The organism is Rhodococcus sp. NPDC059179, from assembly GCF_042754885.1.
In the GTDB taxonomy this organism is placed as follows: domain Bacteria; phylum Actinomycetota; class Actinomycetes; order Mycobacteriales; family Mycobacteriaceae; genus Rhodococcus_G.
Genome location: NZ_JBHZBV010000004.1, coordinates 341,406 through 358,690 on the forward strand (window position 1 = coordinate 341,406; position 17,285 = coordinate 358,690).

At 69.8% G+C, this 17,285-nt stretch carries 15 protein-coding genes and 1 pseudogene; 10 read left to right on the plus strand and 6 right to left on the minus strand.

The annotated features are described in order from the left end of the window. Positions 1–64 precede the first annotated feature (64 nt). On the plus strand, positions 65–238 hold the full coding sequence (locus ACFXMV_RS12145) for a hypothetical protein (RefSeq protein ID WP_378498730.1): 174 nt from the start codon (positions 65–67) through the stop codon (positions 236–238). Between the two features lie 129 nt (positions 239–367). On the opposite strand, the gene ACFXMV_RS12150 is transcribed toward ACFXMV_RS12145, so the two are convergent. Then, entirely contained in the window at positions 368–997 is a 630-nt protein-coding gene (locus ACFXMV_RS12150; protein WP_378498729.1) for a sigma-70 family RNA polymerase sigma factor, read from the minus strand. A gap of 486 nt (positions 998–1,483) precedes the next feature. On the opposite strand from ACFXMV_RS12150, the pseudogene ACFXMV_RS12155 reads away from it, so the two are divergent. Both ACFXMV_RS12155 and ACFXMV_RS12160 read left to right on the plus strand, forming a co-directional pair. Further along, positions 1,484–1,624 (plus strand): annotated as a pseudogene (locus ACFXMV_RS12155) (pyridine nucleotide-disulfide oxidoreductase); the annotation flags it as partial. Positions 1,625–1,716: 92 nt separating this feature from the next. Further along, a complete protein-coding gene (locus ACFXMV_RS12160) occupies positions 1,717–2,190 on the plus strand; it encodes a flavodoxin family protein (protein ID WP_378498728.1) in 474 nt (157 codons plus the stop codon). A 96-nt stretch (positions 2,191–2,286) separates the two neighbouring features. On the opposite strand, the gene ACFXMV_RS12165 is transcribed toward ACFXMV_RS12160, so the two are convergent. The 3 genes from ACFXMV_RS12165 to ACFXMV_RS12175 form a co-directional block, all read right to left on the minus strand. Beyond that, complete coding sequence (locus ACFXMV_RS12165) at positions 2,287–3,096, minus strand: ABC transporter permease (protein WP_378498727.1); 810 nt, start codon at positions 3,094–3,096, stop codon at positions 2,287–2,289. Next, positions 3,093–4,031, minus strand: coding sequence for an ATP-binding cassette domain-containing protein (locus tag ACFXMV_RS12170; protein ID WP_378498726.1), 939 nt, complete (start codon positions 4,029–4,031; stop codon positions 3,093–3,095). Before ACFXMV_RS12170 ends, ACFXMV_RS12165 begins: the two co-directional genes overlap by 4 nt. Positions 4,032–4,136: 105 nt before the next feature. Beyond that, positions 4,137–4,934, minus strand: a complete 798-nt coding sequence (locus ACFXMV_RS12175; RefSeq protein WP_378498725.1) for an amidohydrolase family protein — start codon at positions 4,932–4,934, stop codon at positions 4,137–4,139. A gap of 444 nt (positions 4,935–5,378) precedes the next feature. On the opposite strand from ACFXMV_RS12175, the gene ACFXMV_RS12180 reads away from it, so the two are divergent. From ACFXMV_RS12180 to lysA, 6 genes are all read left to right on the plus strand, one after another. Beyond that, positions 5,379–6,752 carry a glutamine synthetase gene (locus tag ACFXMV_RS12180; RefSeq protein ID WP_378498724.1) on the plus strand — a complete coding sequence of 458 codons (1,374 nt, stop codon included), beginning with the start codon at positions 5,379–5,381 and terminating at the stop codon, positions 6,750–6,752. A 70-nt stretch (positions 6,753–6,822) separates the two neighbouring features. Next, positions 6,823–7,356: a PadR family transcriptional regulator gene (locus ACFXMV_RS12185; RefSeq protein WP_378498723.1), complete on the plus strand. Its 534-nt coding sequence runs from the start codon at positions 6,823–6,825 to the stop codon at positions 7,354–7,356. A 54-nt stretch (positions 7,357–7,410) separates the two neighbouring features. Further along, positions 7,411–9,441, plus strand: a complete 2,031-nt coding sequence (locus ACFXMV_RS12190) for an FAD-dependent oxidoreductase (RefSeq protein WP_378498722.1) — start codon at positions 7,411–7,413, stop codon at positions 9,439–9,441. A gap of 74 nt (positions 9,442–9,515) precedes the next feature. Beyond that, positions 9,516–10,319, plus strand: coding sequence for a mycolate reductase (cmrA, locus tag ACFXMV_RS12195; RefSeq protein ID WP_378503649.1), 804 nt, complete (start codon positions 9,516–9,518; stop codon positions 10,317–10,319). Between the two features lie 375 nt (positions 10,320–10,694). Further along, entirely contained in the window at positions 10,695–11,717 is a 1,023-nt protein-coding gene (locus ACFXMV_RS12200; RefSeq protein WP_378502058.1) for a beta-ketoacyl-ACP synthase III, read from the plus strand. Between the two features lie 106 nt (positions 11,718–11,823). Further along, positions 11,824–13,167: a diaminopimelate decarboxylase gene (lysA, locus tag ACFXMV_RS12205; protein WP_378503648.1), complete on the plus strand. Its 1,344-nt coding sequence runs from the start codon at positions 11,824–11,826 to the stop codon at positions 13,165–13,167. A gap of 27 nt (positions 13,168–13,194) precedes the next feature. On the opposite strand, the gene ACFXMV_RS12210 is transcribed toward lysA, so the two are convergent. Together ACFXMV_RS12210 and sigJ are read right to left on the minus strand one after the other, a co-directional pair. Beyond that, entirely contained in the window at positions 13,195–14,376 is a 1,182-nt protein-coding gene (locus tag ACFXMV_RS12210; protein ID WP_378503647.1) for an NAD(P)/FAD-dependent oxidoreductase, read from the minus strand. Positions 14,377–14,455: 79 nt separating this feature from the next. After that, a complete protein-coding gene (gene sigJ, locus ACFXMV_RS12215) occupies positions 14,456–15,397 on the minus strand; it encodes an RNA polymerase sigma factor SigJ (RefSeq protein WP_378501726.1) in 942 nt (313 codons plus the stop codon). Positions 15,398–15,551: 154 nt separating this feature from the next. On the opposite strand from sigJ, the gene ACFXMV_RS12220 reads away from it, so the two are divergent. Then, the gene (locus tag ACFXMV_RS12220; RefSeq protein ID WP_378503646.1) at positions 15,552–17,279 is read left to right on the plus strand and encodes an AMP-binding protein; all 1,728 of its coding nucleotides are present in this window, start codon (positions 15,552–15,554) and stop codon (positions 17,277–17,279) included. The last annotated feature ends 6 nt before the right edge of the window (positions 17,280–17,285 follow it).

Here is a 17,285-nt window from a genome sequence, read left to right on the forward strand (position 1 = left end):
CGTCCTTTCTCGTTCTCCCACGTCTGCTCTGGTGCCCAGCATTCCCACGGATCAAGGAGTCACCATGACCAACCCCGACGAATTCGAGAACCCGGCGACGGACCGGAACGCGGCCGCGGAGGCTATGGCCCTCGCGTGTTGCGGCACCGAACGGCAGACCACCTGCTGTGACCACAGCGAGAAGGCGACGTGCTGCGGTCCGGTGGCGACGGCCAACGGCGGGTGCGGCTGCCAGTAGCCCTCATCCAGCAACGGAAGCCCGCGGTGCGGTGCGAGCGGACAAACGCTCGCACCGCACCGTCGTCGTCGGTGCGTGGTGGCCTGAGACGGTGACCACCCGACCGGGTATCGATTTCCGTCTACTGGTCTACTGGTCGACCGGTGGTGCGGCCCCGCACGCGCAGGCTCCGCCGCGGGGCTGGTAGTCGTGCACGTGCCCGGTGCGGTCCTGGCTGATCTGACAGCAGGCATGCAATTGGGCCGCAAGGGTGGCGCGGCCGCGTTGGACTCGGGATTTCATCCCGGACACCGAGATTCCGACCTCACTGGCCGCGGCGGCGTGTGTGCGCGCGTCCAGGTCGACCATCTTCACCGCGGCCGCCTGCTCGGCGGGCAGCCCGGACAGCATCGGCACCAGGCAGGCGGCGAGTTCCTTCTCCATTGCCTCGTCGCCCTCCGGTTCGCCGGCGGGAGGAGCGTCGGGGACGGCGTCGACGGGCAGTTCGCGCCGATGCGCGGCCGAGCGGTAGTAGTCGGTGATCGCGTTGCGGGTGATGGCGTACATCCATCCGAGAAGCCGGTCCTGCTCACGAAGACTGTCGAGGCTCTTGGCCATCCGCAGGAACACGATCGACAGGATGTCGTCGGCGTCCTCCGGCCGCGAGACCCGGCGGGCGATAAAGGACCGCAAGTCGCTCGAGAATCGGCGCCAGAGCTGGTCGAGATCAACTTGCCCCGGCAGTGGTGTCGTCTCGGTGGCGGCCGTTTCATCGCCCATGATCCTGGTTCCTCTCCGTCTCCAGCATCGCACGTCTGCGTCCCGATCCGGGGTGCCTCGTCTGTATGGGTGTCGATGTCGAAATCGGGTCTTCCGATTCGTCGTACCAGTAGAACGCCGTGAGGAGGTGTGAGCGATGCTGACCACACATCTGTTGTCGGATCTGACCAGCGAAGAGGTCGATCTGATCGTGGCGGAGGAACTGCATCTGCTCGACGCCGCCGTATGAGCGCCGCCGACGCCCGCACCGGAGCAGGCCCAGTCGAATGTAACCGCGACACCCCGCCACGGGGGTCGGCGACCGACGGCCATATCCAGCCTCTTCACGGCATGACGAGCTGTTCTTCCCGAGGGACGACCGGCAGCTGAACTGGTGCGAATGCCGGGCGGGACCGACCGAATCGGGTCGGGTGTCACATTTCCGTCGTGGTCGGTGTCCTTACGTGTGTGATCGAAATAGACCGAGACAGCGGGGAGGTTGTGGCGATGACGCATGTTGTCGTAGCGGGGGCGGGCTACGCCGGGGTGATGGCGGCCAATCGTGTCGCCTCGGCAGGGATCGCGGATGTCGTGGTGACCGTGATCAATCCTCGACGGGAGTTCGTCGAGCGGATCCGGTTGCACCGGAATCCCGACAAGCTCGGCCACAGCCGGACTTTCCATCCACTCACACGAATGACAGGACACAACATGGACACGACATCGGTAGGAGAATCATCGTGAAGGCATTGATCGTGTGCACATCCGTCTCGCACGGCAACACCAGAAGGATCGCTGACGTCATGGGCGAGGTGCTGTCTGCGCCGGTCATGGCTCCCGAGCAGGTCGACCCAGCCGCGTTGGCAGGCTACGACCTGGTTGGATTCGGGTCCGGGATCTTCCAGATGTCGTTTCACCCACAGCTACAAGAGTTCGTCAGGGCTCTCCCGCCACAGCGCGGCACCGCGGCGTTCCTGTTCTCCACCAGCGGCCTTCCCGAACCTCCGTTCCGGCGTTACAACCGTTCCCTCGAACGACTACTCGAGCAGAAGGGGCTCGAGGTGGTCGACACGTTCTCCTGCCGGGCGTTCGACACCTACCTGCCGTTCAAGCTCGTCGGCGGCATCAGAAAGGGACGGCCGGACGTCGACGATCTGCAGGCTGCACATACATTCGCCGAACACCTACGTACGCAGGCAGCCCCCGCGTCCTGAGCGGTCCGATGCCAGATCCCGCTCAGGCCATCCACCGCACCTGCAAACCCGCTCTGCCCCTCCTTCGAAGGAGGGGCAGAGCGGGTTCGTCGTCGCTCAGCGGGCGCGTGCCTGCCGAGCCAGTCGGGTGAGTCCGGGGACCGCGATGACCACGGCCCACAGCCCGATCGCGGCCACCAGTGCGGCAACGGTGTCCCCGGCGGTGGCGGTGCCGAGCACGTGTCCGCGCAGGGCGTCGGTGGCGTGAGCGACCGGGTTCAGCGTGGCCATGGCCTGCATCCACCCGGGCATGGTCTCGATCGGCGCGAACGCACTCGAGACGAACATCAGCGGCATCATCACCATCATCCCGGCGAACTGGACCACGTCCGGGCGGCGGAGCCGGTCCCCGATCAGCCCGAACAGCGCGCTCATCGCCCCGGCCAGCACCACCAGGACCACGACCGCGGCGACAGCATCGAGGGCGGTGCCGTGGAAGTCGAAACCCAAAGCGACGGCAGCGATCCCGAGCAGCACAGCGCGGGCGAGGGTGAAGACGGCCTCGTTGATCGTGCGGGCCACCCCCGGGAGCGCCGCCCGCATCGGCAGGGCCGCGAAGCGGTCGTGGAGGCCGTTGGTGTGATCGATGGCGGCGGAGACTCCGGCGTTGGTGCCGGCCATCACAGTGGAGACGGCGAGCATGGCCGGGGTGAGAAAGTCGATGTAGCTGACCCCGGCCGGGAAGCCCGGTCCGGCGGCGACACTGCGGAACACCTGGCTGAACAGGACCAGCATCGCCATCGGCATGGTCAGGGAGAACATCAGCAGCTGTGGGACGCGGGCGCTGGTGCGCAGGTTGCGGACGGTGAGGGCGGCGAGCTGGTTCCCGATCGGGGAACGCCCGATCGTGGTGGCGGTGGTGGTCATCGGTGGGCTCCTGTGGTGTGGGCGAGGTGGGTGAAGACGTCGTCGAGGCTCGGAGAGGTCACGTCGAGGTCGGTGACTTCGATGCCGCCGCGGTGCAGTTCCGCGACCAACTCGGCGGCGGTGGGGGCGTCGTCGACGGTGACCGACACCCGGACCCGGTCGCCGTCGACCCGGTCGGAGTCCGAGGTGAACGGCAGAACGGAACGTTGGCTGGTGGGGATGGTGGCGCGCAGGACCTTGCCGCCGACGATCCGTTTCAGCTCGGCGGGGGTGCCGCGGGCGGCGACCCGGCCGCGGCGCAGGACCACGATCCGATCGGCGAGCCGGTCGGCTTCGTCGAGGTATTGCGTGGTGAGCACGACGGCGGTGCCCGCGGTGGTGAGCTCGTCGACGACGTCCCACAGCCCGGCGCGGGCGAGGGGGTCCAGGCCCGTGGTCGGCTCATCGAGGAAGAGCACCGACGGGAACCCGACGAGACTGGCCGCCAGATCGACTCGGCGGCGGGAACCACCGGAGAGTTCACCGACCCGCCTGGCCGCGTACTCGTGCAGCCCGAGCCGGTCGATCAACGCGTCGGCCCGCGCGCGGGCCGTGCGGCGCAGCCCGCTCAGGCGGCCGATCAGTTCCAGGTTCTCGCGGGCGGTGAGGAAGTCGTCGAGTCCGGCGTATTGGCCGGTCACCCCGATCCGGCGACGCACCTCGGTGGCGTCGGCAACCACATCGAGGCCCTCGATCTTCACGCGGCCGATGGTGGGACGCACCAGTGTGGTCAGCGTGCGGATCAGCGTGGTCTTGCCCGCGCCGTTGTGGCCGAGCACCCCGAGGGTGGTCCCCGGTGCCACGGAAAGGTCGATACCGTCGAGCGCCCACGCGTTGCCGTAGGCGACATGGAGGTCCTCGACCATGACGGACGAGGCGAACTGGTGGATGGTCATCAGCGGGTTCCTCTCGAAGGAAGGTCTGCTCCCGCCCGGTGGTGGATGGGAGTCCGCTTCCTCAGACGAACCAGCCGCGGGTTGGACGCACCCTGCGGCTCACCCTCAGTCGAGGCGATACGCGCGGCGGGCGTTGTCGGCGGCGATCAGGTTCGCGATCCGTTCGGCGTCCCGGTGAGACCAGGCGTCGTCGGCGGTGCCTGCCACCAGGAAGTCCGTCAGCGCCCGCCGGAACAGCGTGGCGCTGACGTGGAACAGCTCCGGCAGCCCGTAGCCGTCGGAAGAGAACAGGACCGACCCGAACGGTGCGAGCTCGAGCAGTTCGGCCACCACCCGACGGGCCCGGCTCCCGACGTTCTGCACCGCGAGGCCGACGTCGACGAAGACGTGGTCGAACACCTGCGCCAGGTAGCCCGCGTGCCGATGGAAGGGATAGGTGTGCAGCAGCATGATCGGCACCCCGCGGCCGGCCGTGGCGCGCAGCAACGGCGTCAGCAGTAACGGATCGCAGCGGCCGAGGTCCGCGTCGGCGTCGCCGTACCCGGTGTGGAACTGGATCGGCAGACCGAGGTCGACGGCCGTCCAGATCAGGAAGCGGGTCAGGGTCTCGTCGGCCAGCCGAATCGACGCTCCCCGTTCGATCGCCTCCGCCCACCGCGCGGCCGCCGCGGCAACGTCGTTCGCGGACGGCCGATCCGGGGACAGATCCAGGCCGACCCGATAGGCGGCGATCGACTTGAACCCGGCCGCGGTCGTCGCGGCGCTCGTCAGGCCGTCCCCACACGCGTCGACGAAGTCGTCGGCACCGTGCCGTGCGATCACCCGCTCCGCCACCGATTCGAGCCGGACGATCTCGCGGGCCGACGCCCCGGCACAGGCAGCCAATTCGTCCGGCGACGTCACACGGTCGGACCCAAAGCCGGTGTCCACCAGGAACTCGGCGATCCCGGCGCCGCGCAGCAGCCGCCGTGCGACCTCCTCGAAACCGAGCTCGCCGCGCCGCGCGAGATAGGCGTCGGCCGCGGCATGGGGGGGCCAGGTCGAGCAGCGGGGCGCACAGGCTCCGGACCGCGAAGCCGGCCTGGGTGTCGAACAGCGTCCCGTGTAGCGGGCCCGGCGCGTCGGCCTCGCAGAGCAGCGACTCGAACCCGACGCGGTCGAGCGGGTCCCGCACCACGCCGTGGCAGTGATGGTCGACCAGCGGGATCTGCCCGAGCAACTCTTGGAGGCGCCGTTCGCCGGATCCGGGCGCCCGCGCGGACGTATCGTCGGAGGGTCGTGCCATGGACGCCATTCTGCCGCTGAACGAGGATCGCCGCTGATCACAGACTGCGCGAAGGAGACGCGATGGACCGGGACGAGCGGGACCGGCGAGCCGCGCAGGCCCGCCCGGTGGCGGCCCGGCTCGCCGCGCAGGGCGTCGTCGGCGTGGCGCTGACGTGGGTCGACAACAGCGGGATCACGCGGACGAAGGCGGTCCCCCTCGACCGCTTGGAGAACGCCGCGGCCTGGGGTGTCGGCGCGTCGCCGGTGTTCGACGCGTTCGCGACCGACGATGCGATCATCGCGGGCCGCTACGCGGGTGGCCCGGTCGGCGACCTGCGGCTGCTGCCGGACCTGAGCCGGATCACCGCGCTCGCCGCACAGCCCGGCTGGGCGTGGGCGCCCGCCGACCGCCACACCCAGGAGGGAGAGCCGCACCCACAGGACGCGCGGAGCGTCATCCGCCGCGCGGTCACCCGACTGGCCGACGCCGGGCTGACCGCGAAGAGCGCGATCGAGGTGGAGTGGACCCTCGGACTCGACGAGGACGACTTCGTGCCCGCCACCCGCGGACCCGCCTACGGGTTCACCCGGATCGTCGAACACTCGGACTACCTCGCCGACCTGCTCACCGCCTTGCGGGAGCAGGACGTCGCGGTCGAGCAGATCCACCCCGAGTACGCGGCCGGGCAATACGAACTGTCGGTCGCCGCCGAGGATCCGGTCGGCGCCGCCGACACCTTCGTGCTGGTCCGCGAGACGATCCGCGCGCTGAGCGCGGCCCGCGGGCTGCGCGCCTCGTTCTCCCCGAAGGTCGTCGCCGACGGCGTCGGGAACGGCGGCCACGTGCACCTGTCCATCTGGCGCGACGGGATCAACCTGCACGACGGCGGCGACGGGCCCTGCGGGATGACCGACGACGCGGAGGCCTTCGCGGCAGGCATTCTGCGGAGGCTGCCCGCGCTGCTCGCCGTCGGCGCGCCCTCGGTCGCGAGCTACCTGCGGCTCGTCCCCGGCCACTGGGCGGGCCCGTTCCAGGCATGCGGGCACGAGAACCGCGAGACCGCACTGCGGCTGATCACCGGCAGCCGCGGCGACGAGGGGCGGTCGGCCAACCTGGAGGTCAAGGTCCTCGACCAGTCGGCGAACCCGTACCTGTGCATCGCCGCGCTGATCTTCGCGGGCCTGGCCGGGCAGGGCGCACAGGCCCGCCTGCCCGCCCTGGTCGACGTCGACCCCGCCGGCCTGACCGACGGCGAGCGGGCTCGACGCGGAATCCGCGCGCTGCCGGACACGCTCGCCGCGGCCACCGATGCGTTCGAGGCCGACGCCGTGCTGGGTGCTGCCTTCGGTCCCGAGCTCGCGGCCACCGTCGTCGACCTCCGTCGCGCCGAGATCGCACGCTTCGCCGACGCGAGCCCGGAAGAGGTCGTGGCCGCGCTGCGATGGGTGTTCTGAGGGCACTCCCTTTCGTCCACCTACTATGAACCCAGTTGCATAGTCACCTCGTTGCATACATACTCGACCCGTGGCACTCGAACATGCGCTGTTGGTCTCGCTCTCCGAGCACTCCGGGTCGGGATACGAGCTCGCGCGCCGCTTCGACAAGTCGATCGGCTTCTTCTGGAACGCCAGCCACCAGCAGATCTACCGCGTGCTCAAGCGGATGGACGAGGCCGGCTGGGTGGACGGCGAGACCGTCGGCCAGGACGGCCGCCCGGACAAGAAGGTCTACCGGGTCAGCGACGCAGGCCGCGCCGAGCTGCGGCGGTGGATCGCCGAACCGACCGAAGCCGGGAACCTGCGCAACGAGCTGGCCGTGAAGATTCGCGCCGCCGCCTACGGCGACCTCGACGATGTGCGGGCCGAGGTCGGCAGGCACATCGTCGACCACGCCCAGCGACTCGACGTCTACCGATCGATCGAGAAGCGCGACTTCCCCGCACCCGACCGGCTGTCCGGCACCGAACTGCACCAGTACCTCGTCCTGCGCGGCGGCATCCGTGTCGAGGAGGGCTTCACCGCCTGGTGCCAGGAGGTGCTCGATGCGCTGCACCCCTGACCCCGACCCCACCCCACCCCACCAGCGAAGAGTCCGACCCGAAAGGCCGCCCACGTGAGCAACCCGTACCCGAACCTGTTGTCCCCGTTGGACCTGGGCTTCACCACGCTGCGCAATCGCGTGGTGATGGGGTCGATGCACACCGGGCTCGAGGACCGGGCTCGCGACATCCCGAAGCTCGCCGCGTATTTCGCCGAGCGGGCCCGCGGCGGCGTCGGCCTCATCATCACCGGCGGCTATGCGCCGAACCGCACCGGCTGGCTGCTGCCGTTCGGGGCCAAGCTCACCAACTCCGCCGAGGCGAGGCGGCACCGGGAGGTCACCGACGCCGTGCACGCTGAGGGCGGCAAGATCGCCCTGCAGATCCTGCACGCGGGGCGGTACTCCTATCAGCCGCTGAGCGTCTCCGCCTCGTCGATCAAGGCCCCCATCAATCCGTTCCGCCCCCGCGCGCTCACCGGCAGGGGCGTGGAGAGCACCATCGGCGACTTCGTGCGCACCGCCCGACTCGCGCAGTCCGCCGGGTACGACGGCGTCGAGATCATGGGCGGCGAGGGCTATTTCGTCAACCAGTTCCTCGCGGCCCGCACCAACAAGCGCAAGGACAAGTGGGGCGGCAGCGCCGAGAACCGGCGCAGGCTGGCCGTGGAGATCGTGCGGCGCACCCGCGCGGCGGTCGGGCCGAACTTCATCATCGTCTTCCGGCTGTCCATGGCCGACCTCGTCGAGAAGGGCCAGACCTGGGGCGAGATCTCCGCCCTGGCAACCGAACTCGAGGAGGCCGGCACCACCATCATCAACACCGACATCGGCTGGCACGAGGCCCGGGTGCCCACCATCGTCACCTCCGTGCCCCGGGCCGCGTTCGTCGAGTTCACCGCCAAGGTCGCCGCGGCCGTGTCGATCCCGGTCTGCGCGTCCAACCGGATCAACATGCCGGAGGTCGCCGAGGAGATCCTCACCCGCGGCGACGCCGAGCTGATCTCGATGGCCCGGCCGATGCTCGCCGATCCCGAGTGGGTCCGCAAGGCCGAGGCCGACCGCGGCGACGAGATCAACACCTGCATCGCCTGCAACCAGGCCTGCCTCGATCACGCTTTCGTCCGCAAGAACGTGTCCTGCCTGCTCAACCCCCGTGCCGGTCGCGAGACCGAGCTGGTGCTGGCACCGACCAGACGCGCGAAGAGCGTGGCCGTCGTCGGCGCCGGGCCCGCGGGCCTGTCCGCCGCACTGAACCTCGCGGAGCGCGGCCACACCGTCGAGCTCTTCGAGGCGGGCGCCGAGATCGGCGGCCAGTTCGGCATCGCCCGGCGGATCCCCGGCAAGGAGGAGTTCGCCGAGACCATCCGCTACTACACCCGCCGGCTGGAACTGTCCGGGGTGAAGGTGCACCTGGGTACCAGGGTCGACGCCCGGCAGCTGATCGACGGCGGATACGACGAGGTGGTCCTCGCCACCGGCGTGACCCCGCGGATCCCCAGCATCCCCGGCATCGAGCACCCCAGCGTGCTCGCGTACGCCGAGCTCGTCCGCGACGGCAGGCCGGTCGGCGACAGGGTCGCGGTGATCGGTGCAGGCGGCATCGGCGTCGACGTCTCCGAGTACCTCACCCACGAGAGCTCCCCCACCCTCGACCTGGCGGAGTGGAAGCGCGAGTGGGGTGTCACCGATTCCGACACCGCCCCCGGCGCGCTCACCACTCCGACCACCGAGCCGTCGCCGCGCGAGGTGTACCTGCTCCAGCGCAAGCCGGGCCAGATCGGCGCGCGCCTGGGCAAGACCTCCGGCTGGGTGCACCGGGCAGCGCTGAAAAAGAAGGGCGTGCACCAGCTCTCGGGCGTGAACTACGAGCGGATCGACGACGCCGGGCTGCACATCACATTCGGCGAGAAGCGGGAACGACCGCAGGTCCTCGCCGTCGACAACGTGGTGATCTGCGCGGGCCAGGAATCGGTGCGCGACCTGGTCGGCGACCTGGAAACGGCCGGGGTGACCACGCACGTGATCGGCGGGGCCGACGTCGCCGCCGAACTCGACGCCAAGCGGGCGATCGAGCAGGGCACCCGACTGGCCGCGACGCTGTAGGCGGCTCCGCCACCCGTGCGCGCTTTTGGTAGCGGTGACTACCAGAAGCGCGCACGGGCGATAGCCTGACCTCCGTGAGCCTGCCTATCCCCACCCCTGACACCCGCGCGGTCGTGACCGGCGCCTCCTCCGGCATCGGCGAGGCGCTGGCCACCGAGCTGGCCGCCCGCGGCCACTCGCTGATCCTGGTGGCCCGTCGCGGCGACCTGCTCGAGGCGCTTGCGGCGAAGCTGACCTCGGCGCACGGCGTCGAGGTCGAGGTCCGCGCCGTGGACCTCTCCGATCGCGACCAGCGCGGCGTGCTGGTCGCCGAGCTCGCGGAACGCCCGATCAGCATCCTGTGCAACAACGCCGGGATCGCCACGTTCGGACCCGTCGCCGAGCTGGATCCCGGATACGAGCGCGCCCAGGTCGAGCTCAATGCCGTTGCCGTGCACGACCTCACGCTGGCCGTGCTGCCCGGGATGCTCGCCCGCGACTCCGGCGGCATCCTCATGGTCGGATCGGCGGCGGGCAACATGCCGATCCCGAACAACGCCACCTACGCGGCCACCAAGGCCTTCGTGAACACCTTCTCCGAGTCCCTGCGCGGCGAGCTCACCGGCACCGGCGTACACGTGACCCTGCTCGCTCCGGGCCCCGTGCGCACCGAGATCCCGGATCCGGCGGACGCGTCCATCGTCGACAAGTTGGTCCCGGACTTCCTCTGGATCTCCAGCGAGTACACGGCGAAGCTGTCGCTGGACGCGCTCGCGAAGAACAAGATGCGGGTGGTGCCGGGCATCCTGAGCAAGGGCATGTCGGTGGCCGGGCAGTACAGCCCGCGCGCGGTGATCGCGCCGATCGTCGGCACCTTCTACAAGAAGTTGGGCGGCTAGGAGCAGGCGACCGGCTCTCCTTCGATCCTGCGCCGAGAACTCGGGAAACACCTCTCTTCCACAAGATAGTTCGGCTAAGTTCACGACTACGCCGGACAATCGGCGATGAGGAAAGTCGGAGGACACCGTGGAATTTGTTGGCTCTGTCGCCGGTATCGCGCAGATGGTCATCGGCACCATCCTCGCCAACACCGGATCGGGTGGTTCCGGCTCCGGCTGGTGAACCCACGTCCGGATTCGGCTCGCGGGCAGCGAGCCGAATCCGGGTGTTGCACCAGGGGGGCCATCGGCGACCCCTAGGGTGCCTATCGACGGGCCCGGCCAGGACCGACGCTGGAACGGCAAGGCAACATCCGCCGCATCAGGAGATGAACGATGGCCGCCCCGATCACCGCCACCACCGGCTCACCGCACAGCGCGATCGTCGGGCTGGGGGTGTACCGCCCATCCCGCGTCGTCGACAACGCCGAGGTCTGTCAGAGCATCGACTCCAGTGACGAGTGGATCCAGACCCGTTCCGGGATCAAGACCAGGCGGTTCGCCGGGCCGGAGGAGTCGGTCCTCGAGATGTCCGTCGCGGCCGGGCGCCGGGCCCTGGCGTCGTCCGGGGCGGCGGCCGAGCAGATCGGCTGCGTGATCGTCGCGACGTCGACCTACCTCTACCAGTCTCCGGCCGTCGCCCCGCAGATCGCCCACCGACTCGGCATCTACGGCGCCGCATTCGACGTCTCGGCCGGGTGCGCCGGCTTCTGCCATTCCCTGGCCGTCGCCTCCGACATGGTCCGGGGCGGCAGCGCGGAGCATGTTCTGGTCATTGGCGTCGAGCGGATGAGCGAATGCCTCGACAAGACCGACAGGACAACCGCGTTCATCTTCGCCGACGGCGCCGGTGCCGTGGTGGTCGGACCGTCGCAGACGCCCGGGATCGGACCGGTCGAGTGGGGCTCGGACGGGTCGCAGTCACATGTGATCTGCCAGGCTCCGTCCTGGGACGTCTACCGCGACAACCCGACCGGACCGCGACCGACCGTGAAGCTGGACGGGATGGCCGTGTTCCGTTGGGCCGCTTTCGAAATGGAGAAGGTGGCCAGGTCCGCGCTGGACCGGGCGGGTGTGACGCCCGAGCAGTTGGACGCCTTCATCCCACATCAGGCGAACCTCCGGATCACCGACATCATCGCCAAGCGGCTCAGGCTCTCCCCCGACGCCGCGGTGGCACGGGACATCGTCGACTCCGGCAACACCTCGGCCGCCTCGGTTCCCCTGGCGATGGACACCCTGCTCCGATCAGGCGAGGCTCCCGCGGGTGGCACGGCGCTGCTCATCGCGTTCGGCGCCGGGCTGTCCTACGCCGCACAGGTGGTCACACTGCCCCAAACCGCGGATCCGTCAGCGTGACGTCAAGCCGAGACCGGGCGGCATCAAGGTCGCGTCAAGGGCCGCCGCAACGCGCCGGAACACGAGTACTCCGGAGGATGAACCACCACCCCCCAAGGAGAACCCGGTGACACTTCTCGACATCTTTCCGTCGCTGCGCTCGGCCATGGCCCCGCGGCTCGATCCGGCGGTGTGGCCGATCAACACCCACCACGACGACCACGGTCGGATCACCGTCGGCGGCGTGGCGCTTGCGGACATCGCCGACCAGTACGGAACGCCCAGTTACGTGATCGACGAGCTGGACGTCCGGCACCGTTGCCGCACCTACCGCGAGATCTTCCCCGAGGCGGAAATCGCCTACGCGGGTAAGGCCCTGATGACCCGGGCCCTCGCCTCGTGGGTGAGCCAGGAGGGACTGTCGCTGGACGTGTGCTCGGCGGGCGAACTGGCCATCGCCCTGTCCTCGGGGGTCGATCCGAGGCGAATCATCATGCACGGCAACGCCAAGACCCCCGCCGAACTCGCCGCCGCGCTCGACGCGGGCGTCGGTCGCATCGTCATCGACTCGCACACCGAGATCGTGGTGCTCGCCTCCGCCCTCGACCACAAGCAGGACGTCCTGGTCCGCGTCACCCCGGACATCGACGTGCACGGTCACCACGCGGTCAGGACCGGGGTGGCGGACCAGAAGTTCGGCTTCCCCATCGAGCACGGCCAGGCGGACGCCGCCATCAAGCGGGTGATCGACCAACCACACCTGAACCTGATCGGCCTGCACTGCCACCTGGGGTCGCAAATCACCGAACCCGAGCACTTCGGAACCGCGGTGCACCGGATGATCGCCCAGATGTCGCAGGTGTACCGCGACCACGGACTGATCCTCACCGAGCTCAATCTCGGTGGCGGTCATGCGGTCTCCTACGGATTCGACGGCGTGGCGCTCGACCTCACCCAGCTCGCGTCGACCATCGAGGACGCGCTCGACGAGGCATGCGCGCGTCACCGGTTCCCGCGGCCGCGGATCACCCTCGAACCGGGCCGGGCCATCGTCGCCAGGTCGGGGGTGACCGTGTACCGGGTCGTGTCCGTCAAACACATCGAGGGCGGGCGCACCTTCGTCTGCGTCGACGGCGGCATGAGCGACAACCCTCGCGTCTGCCTCTACGGAGCCAGGTACGGCGTCGCGCTGGCCAACCGGCACCCCGTCGGCGCCCAGGTTCCGGTGACCGTGGCGGGACGGCACTGCGAATCGGGCGACGAGCTGGCCGTCGATGTCGCGCTGCCCGACGACGTGCATCCCGGCGATGTGCTGGCGATCCCCGGCACCGGCGCCTACCACCACAGCCTCGCGTCCAGCTACAACTCGGTCGGTCGACCACCGATCATCGCGGTGTGCAACGGTTCCGCCCGCGAGTTGATCCGTCGGGAGACCATCGACGACCTGCTTCGGAGGGAATCCTCGCTGTAGCAGGCAGGGCTCGTGGCGGCACCGCGGTCACGGGGTGACGAGGTCGGTCTCCACCTCGTCGGTTGCGGCGAGGCGTCGGCGCCGGCTCGGCAGCAGCACGGTCGGGTGGCCGATGCTCCAGGCCGCGCCCGCGCAGACGAATTCCTTGACGCGAGCGGCGATCCGGCCCGTGAGAACCGTCGACGTCGGCTGATCGTCGAAGGTGACGCGCTGGACGATGCCGTCGCGGCGACCGAGGCTGATGCACTGAGAGGCGTAGCCGATCGTGGCATCGGGAACCTTGCGACCGGTCAGGCGCGCGGCGATGGCGTCGGCGGCCCGCCACGCCATCGGGGTTCCCGTCGCGCAGGACATCCGCAGCGGTCGACCGCCCCCTCCGTCGGCGAGCGCGGCGTCGCCCGCGGCATACACGTCGGGGTGCGAGACCGAACGCATGGTGGCGTCGACGACGATTCGCCCGGTGTCGGACACCGTCAGCGTGGTGGCGGCCGCGATCGGATGCACGGTGAAGCCCGCGGTCCACACCGTCAGCTCGGCCGGGATTTCCGTTGCGGCACCGTCGATCACGGCACTGGCGGTGACGCGCGTGATGTCGACGTTGTCGTGGACCGTGATGCCGAGACGGTCGAAGGCGCCGCGCAGATGACGCTGCGCCTTCTCGCTCAGCCAGTCGCCGACGCCTGCCCGGGCGGCGATCGAGACCGCGAGATCCGGACGGGTCTCGGCGATCTCGGTGGCGGCTTCGATGCCGGTCAGGCCGCCGCCGACGACCACTACCGTCGCACCCGGCGCCAGTTCGCCCAGCCGCGCCCGCAGCCGCAAGGCGACCTGCTTTCCGGCGACGCTGTGGGCATACTCGGCGACACCGGGGATGCCGTGGTCGGCGCCGGTGCTCCCCAGGGCGTACACGAGGCTGTCGTAGCCGAGGGTCTCGGCGCCAGCGAGATCGACGGTCTTGCGATCGACGTCGACGGCGGTGACCCGCGCGGTCCTGACCTGCACACCGGTGCCCGCGTAGACCTCACGCAGCGGACGGGGGCGCAGATCCTGGCCGCTCGCGAGCTGGTGCATACGCACCCGTTCGACGAACTCGGGGTCGGCATTGATGAGGGTGATCAGGGCGTCGTCACGGTGTAGCCGCTTCGCGAGACGACCGGCGGCGATGGCTCCGGCGTACCCGGCTCCGAGGACGACAATGCGGTGCTTCATGGTTCGCTCCTATCGGTTGGACTCACCTCCTGAACCGGACAGGCGCGCGATCCCTGACACGAACCGTGTGTGATGTGGGTCACCACGTCATGTCGAGGGCGGTGTGCGGGCCCCCTGCCGCCCACTGGCGCGTGACGCGATCCAGCTTCTCGGGGTTGACCTGAATGTGCACCGCCGCGATGCCGTCCGGGGTCGCGTCGAGGTCGAGGACGGCGATGACCCGCTCTCCGACCTGCGCCAGCACGCCGGGACCACCGTTGACCACGCAGGCGTAGAACACCGGATCGCCACCGACGTAGCGGCGCTTGGCATCGGTCCGGTGGAACACATGGCTCAGGTAGCGCGCAATATCGAGCGCACCGAGGATCTGCGTCTTGCGGGCCGGGACCCGGCCGCCGCCGTCGGCGACGCCGACCGCATCGTCGGCGAGCAGCCGGATCAGCGGATCCGTGTCACCACTGAGGACCGCGGCGAGGAATTCCTCGACGATCCGCCGCGCGGCGACCGAGTCGACCGTGGTTCGGGCACGCCCGGCGACGTGCTGTTTGGCTCGCCGGTAGATCTGCTGACAGTTCGACTCACTGAGGTCGAGGATCCCGGCGATCTCGCGGTGCGAGTACCCGAACGCCTCGCGCAGCACGTAGACCACGCGCTCGTTGGGCGAGAGCCGCTCCATGACGGTGAGCATCGCAATGGAGACCGACTCGCGCTGCTCGGCGGTGTCGGCGGGGCCGAGCATCCGGTCCCCGTCCAGGACAGGCTCCGGGAGCCACTGCCCTACATAGGTTTCCCGCCGTGCCCGCGCCGAGGTGAGCTGATTGAGACAGAGATTGGTGAGCACCTTGGTCAGCCAGGCCTCGGGCGTCTCGATCCGTTCCCGGTCCGCGGCATGCCAGCGCAGGAACGCATCCTGCACCGCGTCCTCGGCATCACCGGCGGACCCCAGCAGCCGGTAGGCGATCGCCTCCAAGCGTCCCCTGAAGCCCTCGAACAGGTCGGCCTCGCGCGCACTGAGCAACATCGCCCCATGGTCGGCCACGTGCCCGGGTGGTGTCCACCCGCCGGTCACCGACACAAGCGGTCGGGTACCCATTGGCATGATCCTTACCGGCGAGTAAGTTACCGGGTGGTGCGGCCCACGCCGTACACCCCAGGGCCAGGAGGACACCGCCGAGATGCCGAGCGTTACCGGAGCAACCGACCTACTCAAGGGACTCGTACCCGTCACCAAGGCGGGCATCGTCGGCCCGATGGGCCCTGGCAGTCTCGTCGGCGTCGTATCCGCCTGGTACCAGTGGGATTTCACCGCGGGTGGCCTGCTCGCGGTGGCCGCGCGCCGCGACGGCGACCGGATCGCGGTCATCGACGACCGCGGTCCCATCAGCTACCGGCAGCTCGACGCGGACGCCCGCGCGCTCGCGGTTGCCCTGCGGGACCGTGGGCTGCGCGAACGCGGACGGATCGGCATCCTGGCCCGCAACCACCGCGGCTTCCTGATCGCGATGGGCGCCTCCGCCCGGCTCGGCACCGACCTGGTACTGCTGAACACCGGGGCGTCGACCACCCAGCTCGCCGAGGTCGTCGCCGAACAGCAGATCGACTGGCTGCTGGTCGACTCCGAGTTCACCCCGCTGCTGACGGACACAGCGACCCGCGTCGCGGTGTTCGCGGACGGGGAGCCCGCGGAGCGTCCAGGAAACGCGGACGCGGAGCCCGCGGAGCGTCCAGGAAACGCGGACGCCTATGCCGCGGAGGAGGTGTCCGGACCGTCAGAGGGGTCGGTTCCGGACGCGGAGCCTGCGCGGGGCTGGGCGTCCGTGGAGGGCCTGCTCACGGACGGGCGGCGGGGCACGGGTCCGTTGCCCCGCCGCCCGCGTCGGGGCAGGATCGTGGTGCTCACCTCCGGCACGACGGGCACCCCGAAGGGCGCCACCCGGCCCGAACCGCGCAGCTGGATGCCCGCGTCCGCCCTGCTCTCGCGGCTGCCGCTGCGCAGCGCCGAGACCACCGTCGTGGCATCGCCGATCTTCCACACCTGGGGCCTGGCCGCCGCGCAGGTCGGCCTGGCGCTGCGCTCCACCATGGTGCTCGCCCGTCGATTCGACCCGGCCGCCGCCGTCGCGCAGATCGCCGAGCACCGCGCCACCGCGCTGTGGGTGGTCCCGACGATGCTCCAGCGGATCACCGACCTGCCGTCCGGCGACCGGGACGTCGACCTCGCCACCCTGCGGGTGATCGCGGCGAGCGGCTCGGCGATCCCGACCGGGGTGGTGCACAAGACCTTCGAGGTGTTCGGGTCCGTGCTGTACAACTTCTACGGCTCCACGGAGGTGAGCTGGGCGTCGATCGCGCAGCCGCACGAACTCCGTGCGCATCCCACCACCGCAGGCCGTCCCCCGCTCGGCACCGTCGTGCGGGTACTCGACGAGCGCGGCAAGCAGGTCGAGCACGGCACCGTCGGCCGCGTATTCGTCGGCAACGGAATGCTTTTCGAGGGTTACACCCGTAGCGGCAACGAGAAGGAGGTCAGTGGCGGGCTGATGTCCACCGGCGACCTGGGGCACTTCGACCCGACCGGCCTGCTGTTCCTGGACGGACGCAGCGACGACATGATCGTCTCGGGCGGCGAGAACGTCTACCCGCGCGAGGTGGAGAACCTGCTCAGCGAGCTGCCCGGGGTGCTGGAGAACGCGGTCGTCGGCGTCGACGATCCAGAGTTCGGCGCGCGGCTCGCGGCCTACGTGGTGCGCACCGAGAACCCCGCGGGCGCGGGCCTGACGGGGGACGCGATCAAGTCGCACGTGAAGGCGCACCTCGCCCGGCATTGCGTGCCGCGCGAGGTGACGTTCCTCGACGAACTCCCCCGCAACGCGACCGGCAAGGTCGTGCCCCGCCTGCTGTAAGGCGCC

Coding starts and splice junctions, on each gene's coding strand:
- ACFXMV_RS12180 (WP_378498724.1), top strand. CDS start 5,379: ATGGACCGGGACGAGCGGGACCGGCGAGCCGCGCAGGCCCGCCCGGTG.
- ACFXMV_RS12210 (WP_378503647.1), bottom strand. CDS start 14,376: ATGAAGCACCGCATTGTCGTCCTCGGAGCCGGGTACGCCGGAGCCATC.
- ACFXMV_RS12170 (WP_378498726.1), bottom strand. CDS start 4,031: ATGACCATCCACCAGTTCGCCTCGTCCGTCATGGTCGAGGACCTCCAT.
- ACFXMV_RS12200 (WP_378502058.1), top strand. CDS start 10,695: ATGGCCGCCCCGATCACCGCCACCACCGGCTCACCGCACAGCGCGATC.
- ACFXMV_RS12145 (WP_378498730.1), top strand. CDS start 65: ATGACCAACCCCGACGAATTCGAGAACCCGGCGACGGACCGGAACGCG.
- ACFXMV_RS12165 (WP_378498727.1), bottom strand. CDS start 3,096: ATGACCACCACCGCCACCACGATCGGGCGTTCCCCGATCGGGAACCAG.
- sigJ (WP_378501726.1), bottom strand. CDS start 15,397: ATGTTGCTCAGTGCGCGCGAGGCCGACCTGTTCGAGGGCTTCAGGGGA.
- ACFXMV_RS12150 (WP_378498729.1), bottom strand. CDS start 997: ATGGGCGATGAAACGGCCGCCACCGAGACGACACCACTGCCGGGGCAA.
- ACFXMV_RS12220 (WP_378503646.1), top strand. CDS start 15,552: ATGCCGAGCGTTACCGGAGCAACCGACCTACTCAAGGGACTCGTACCC.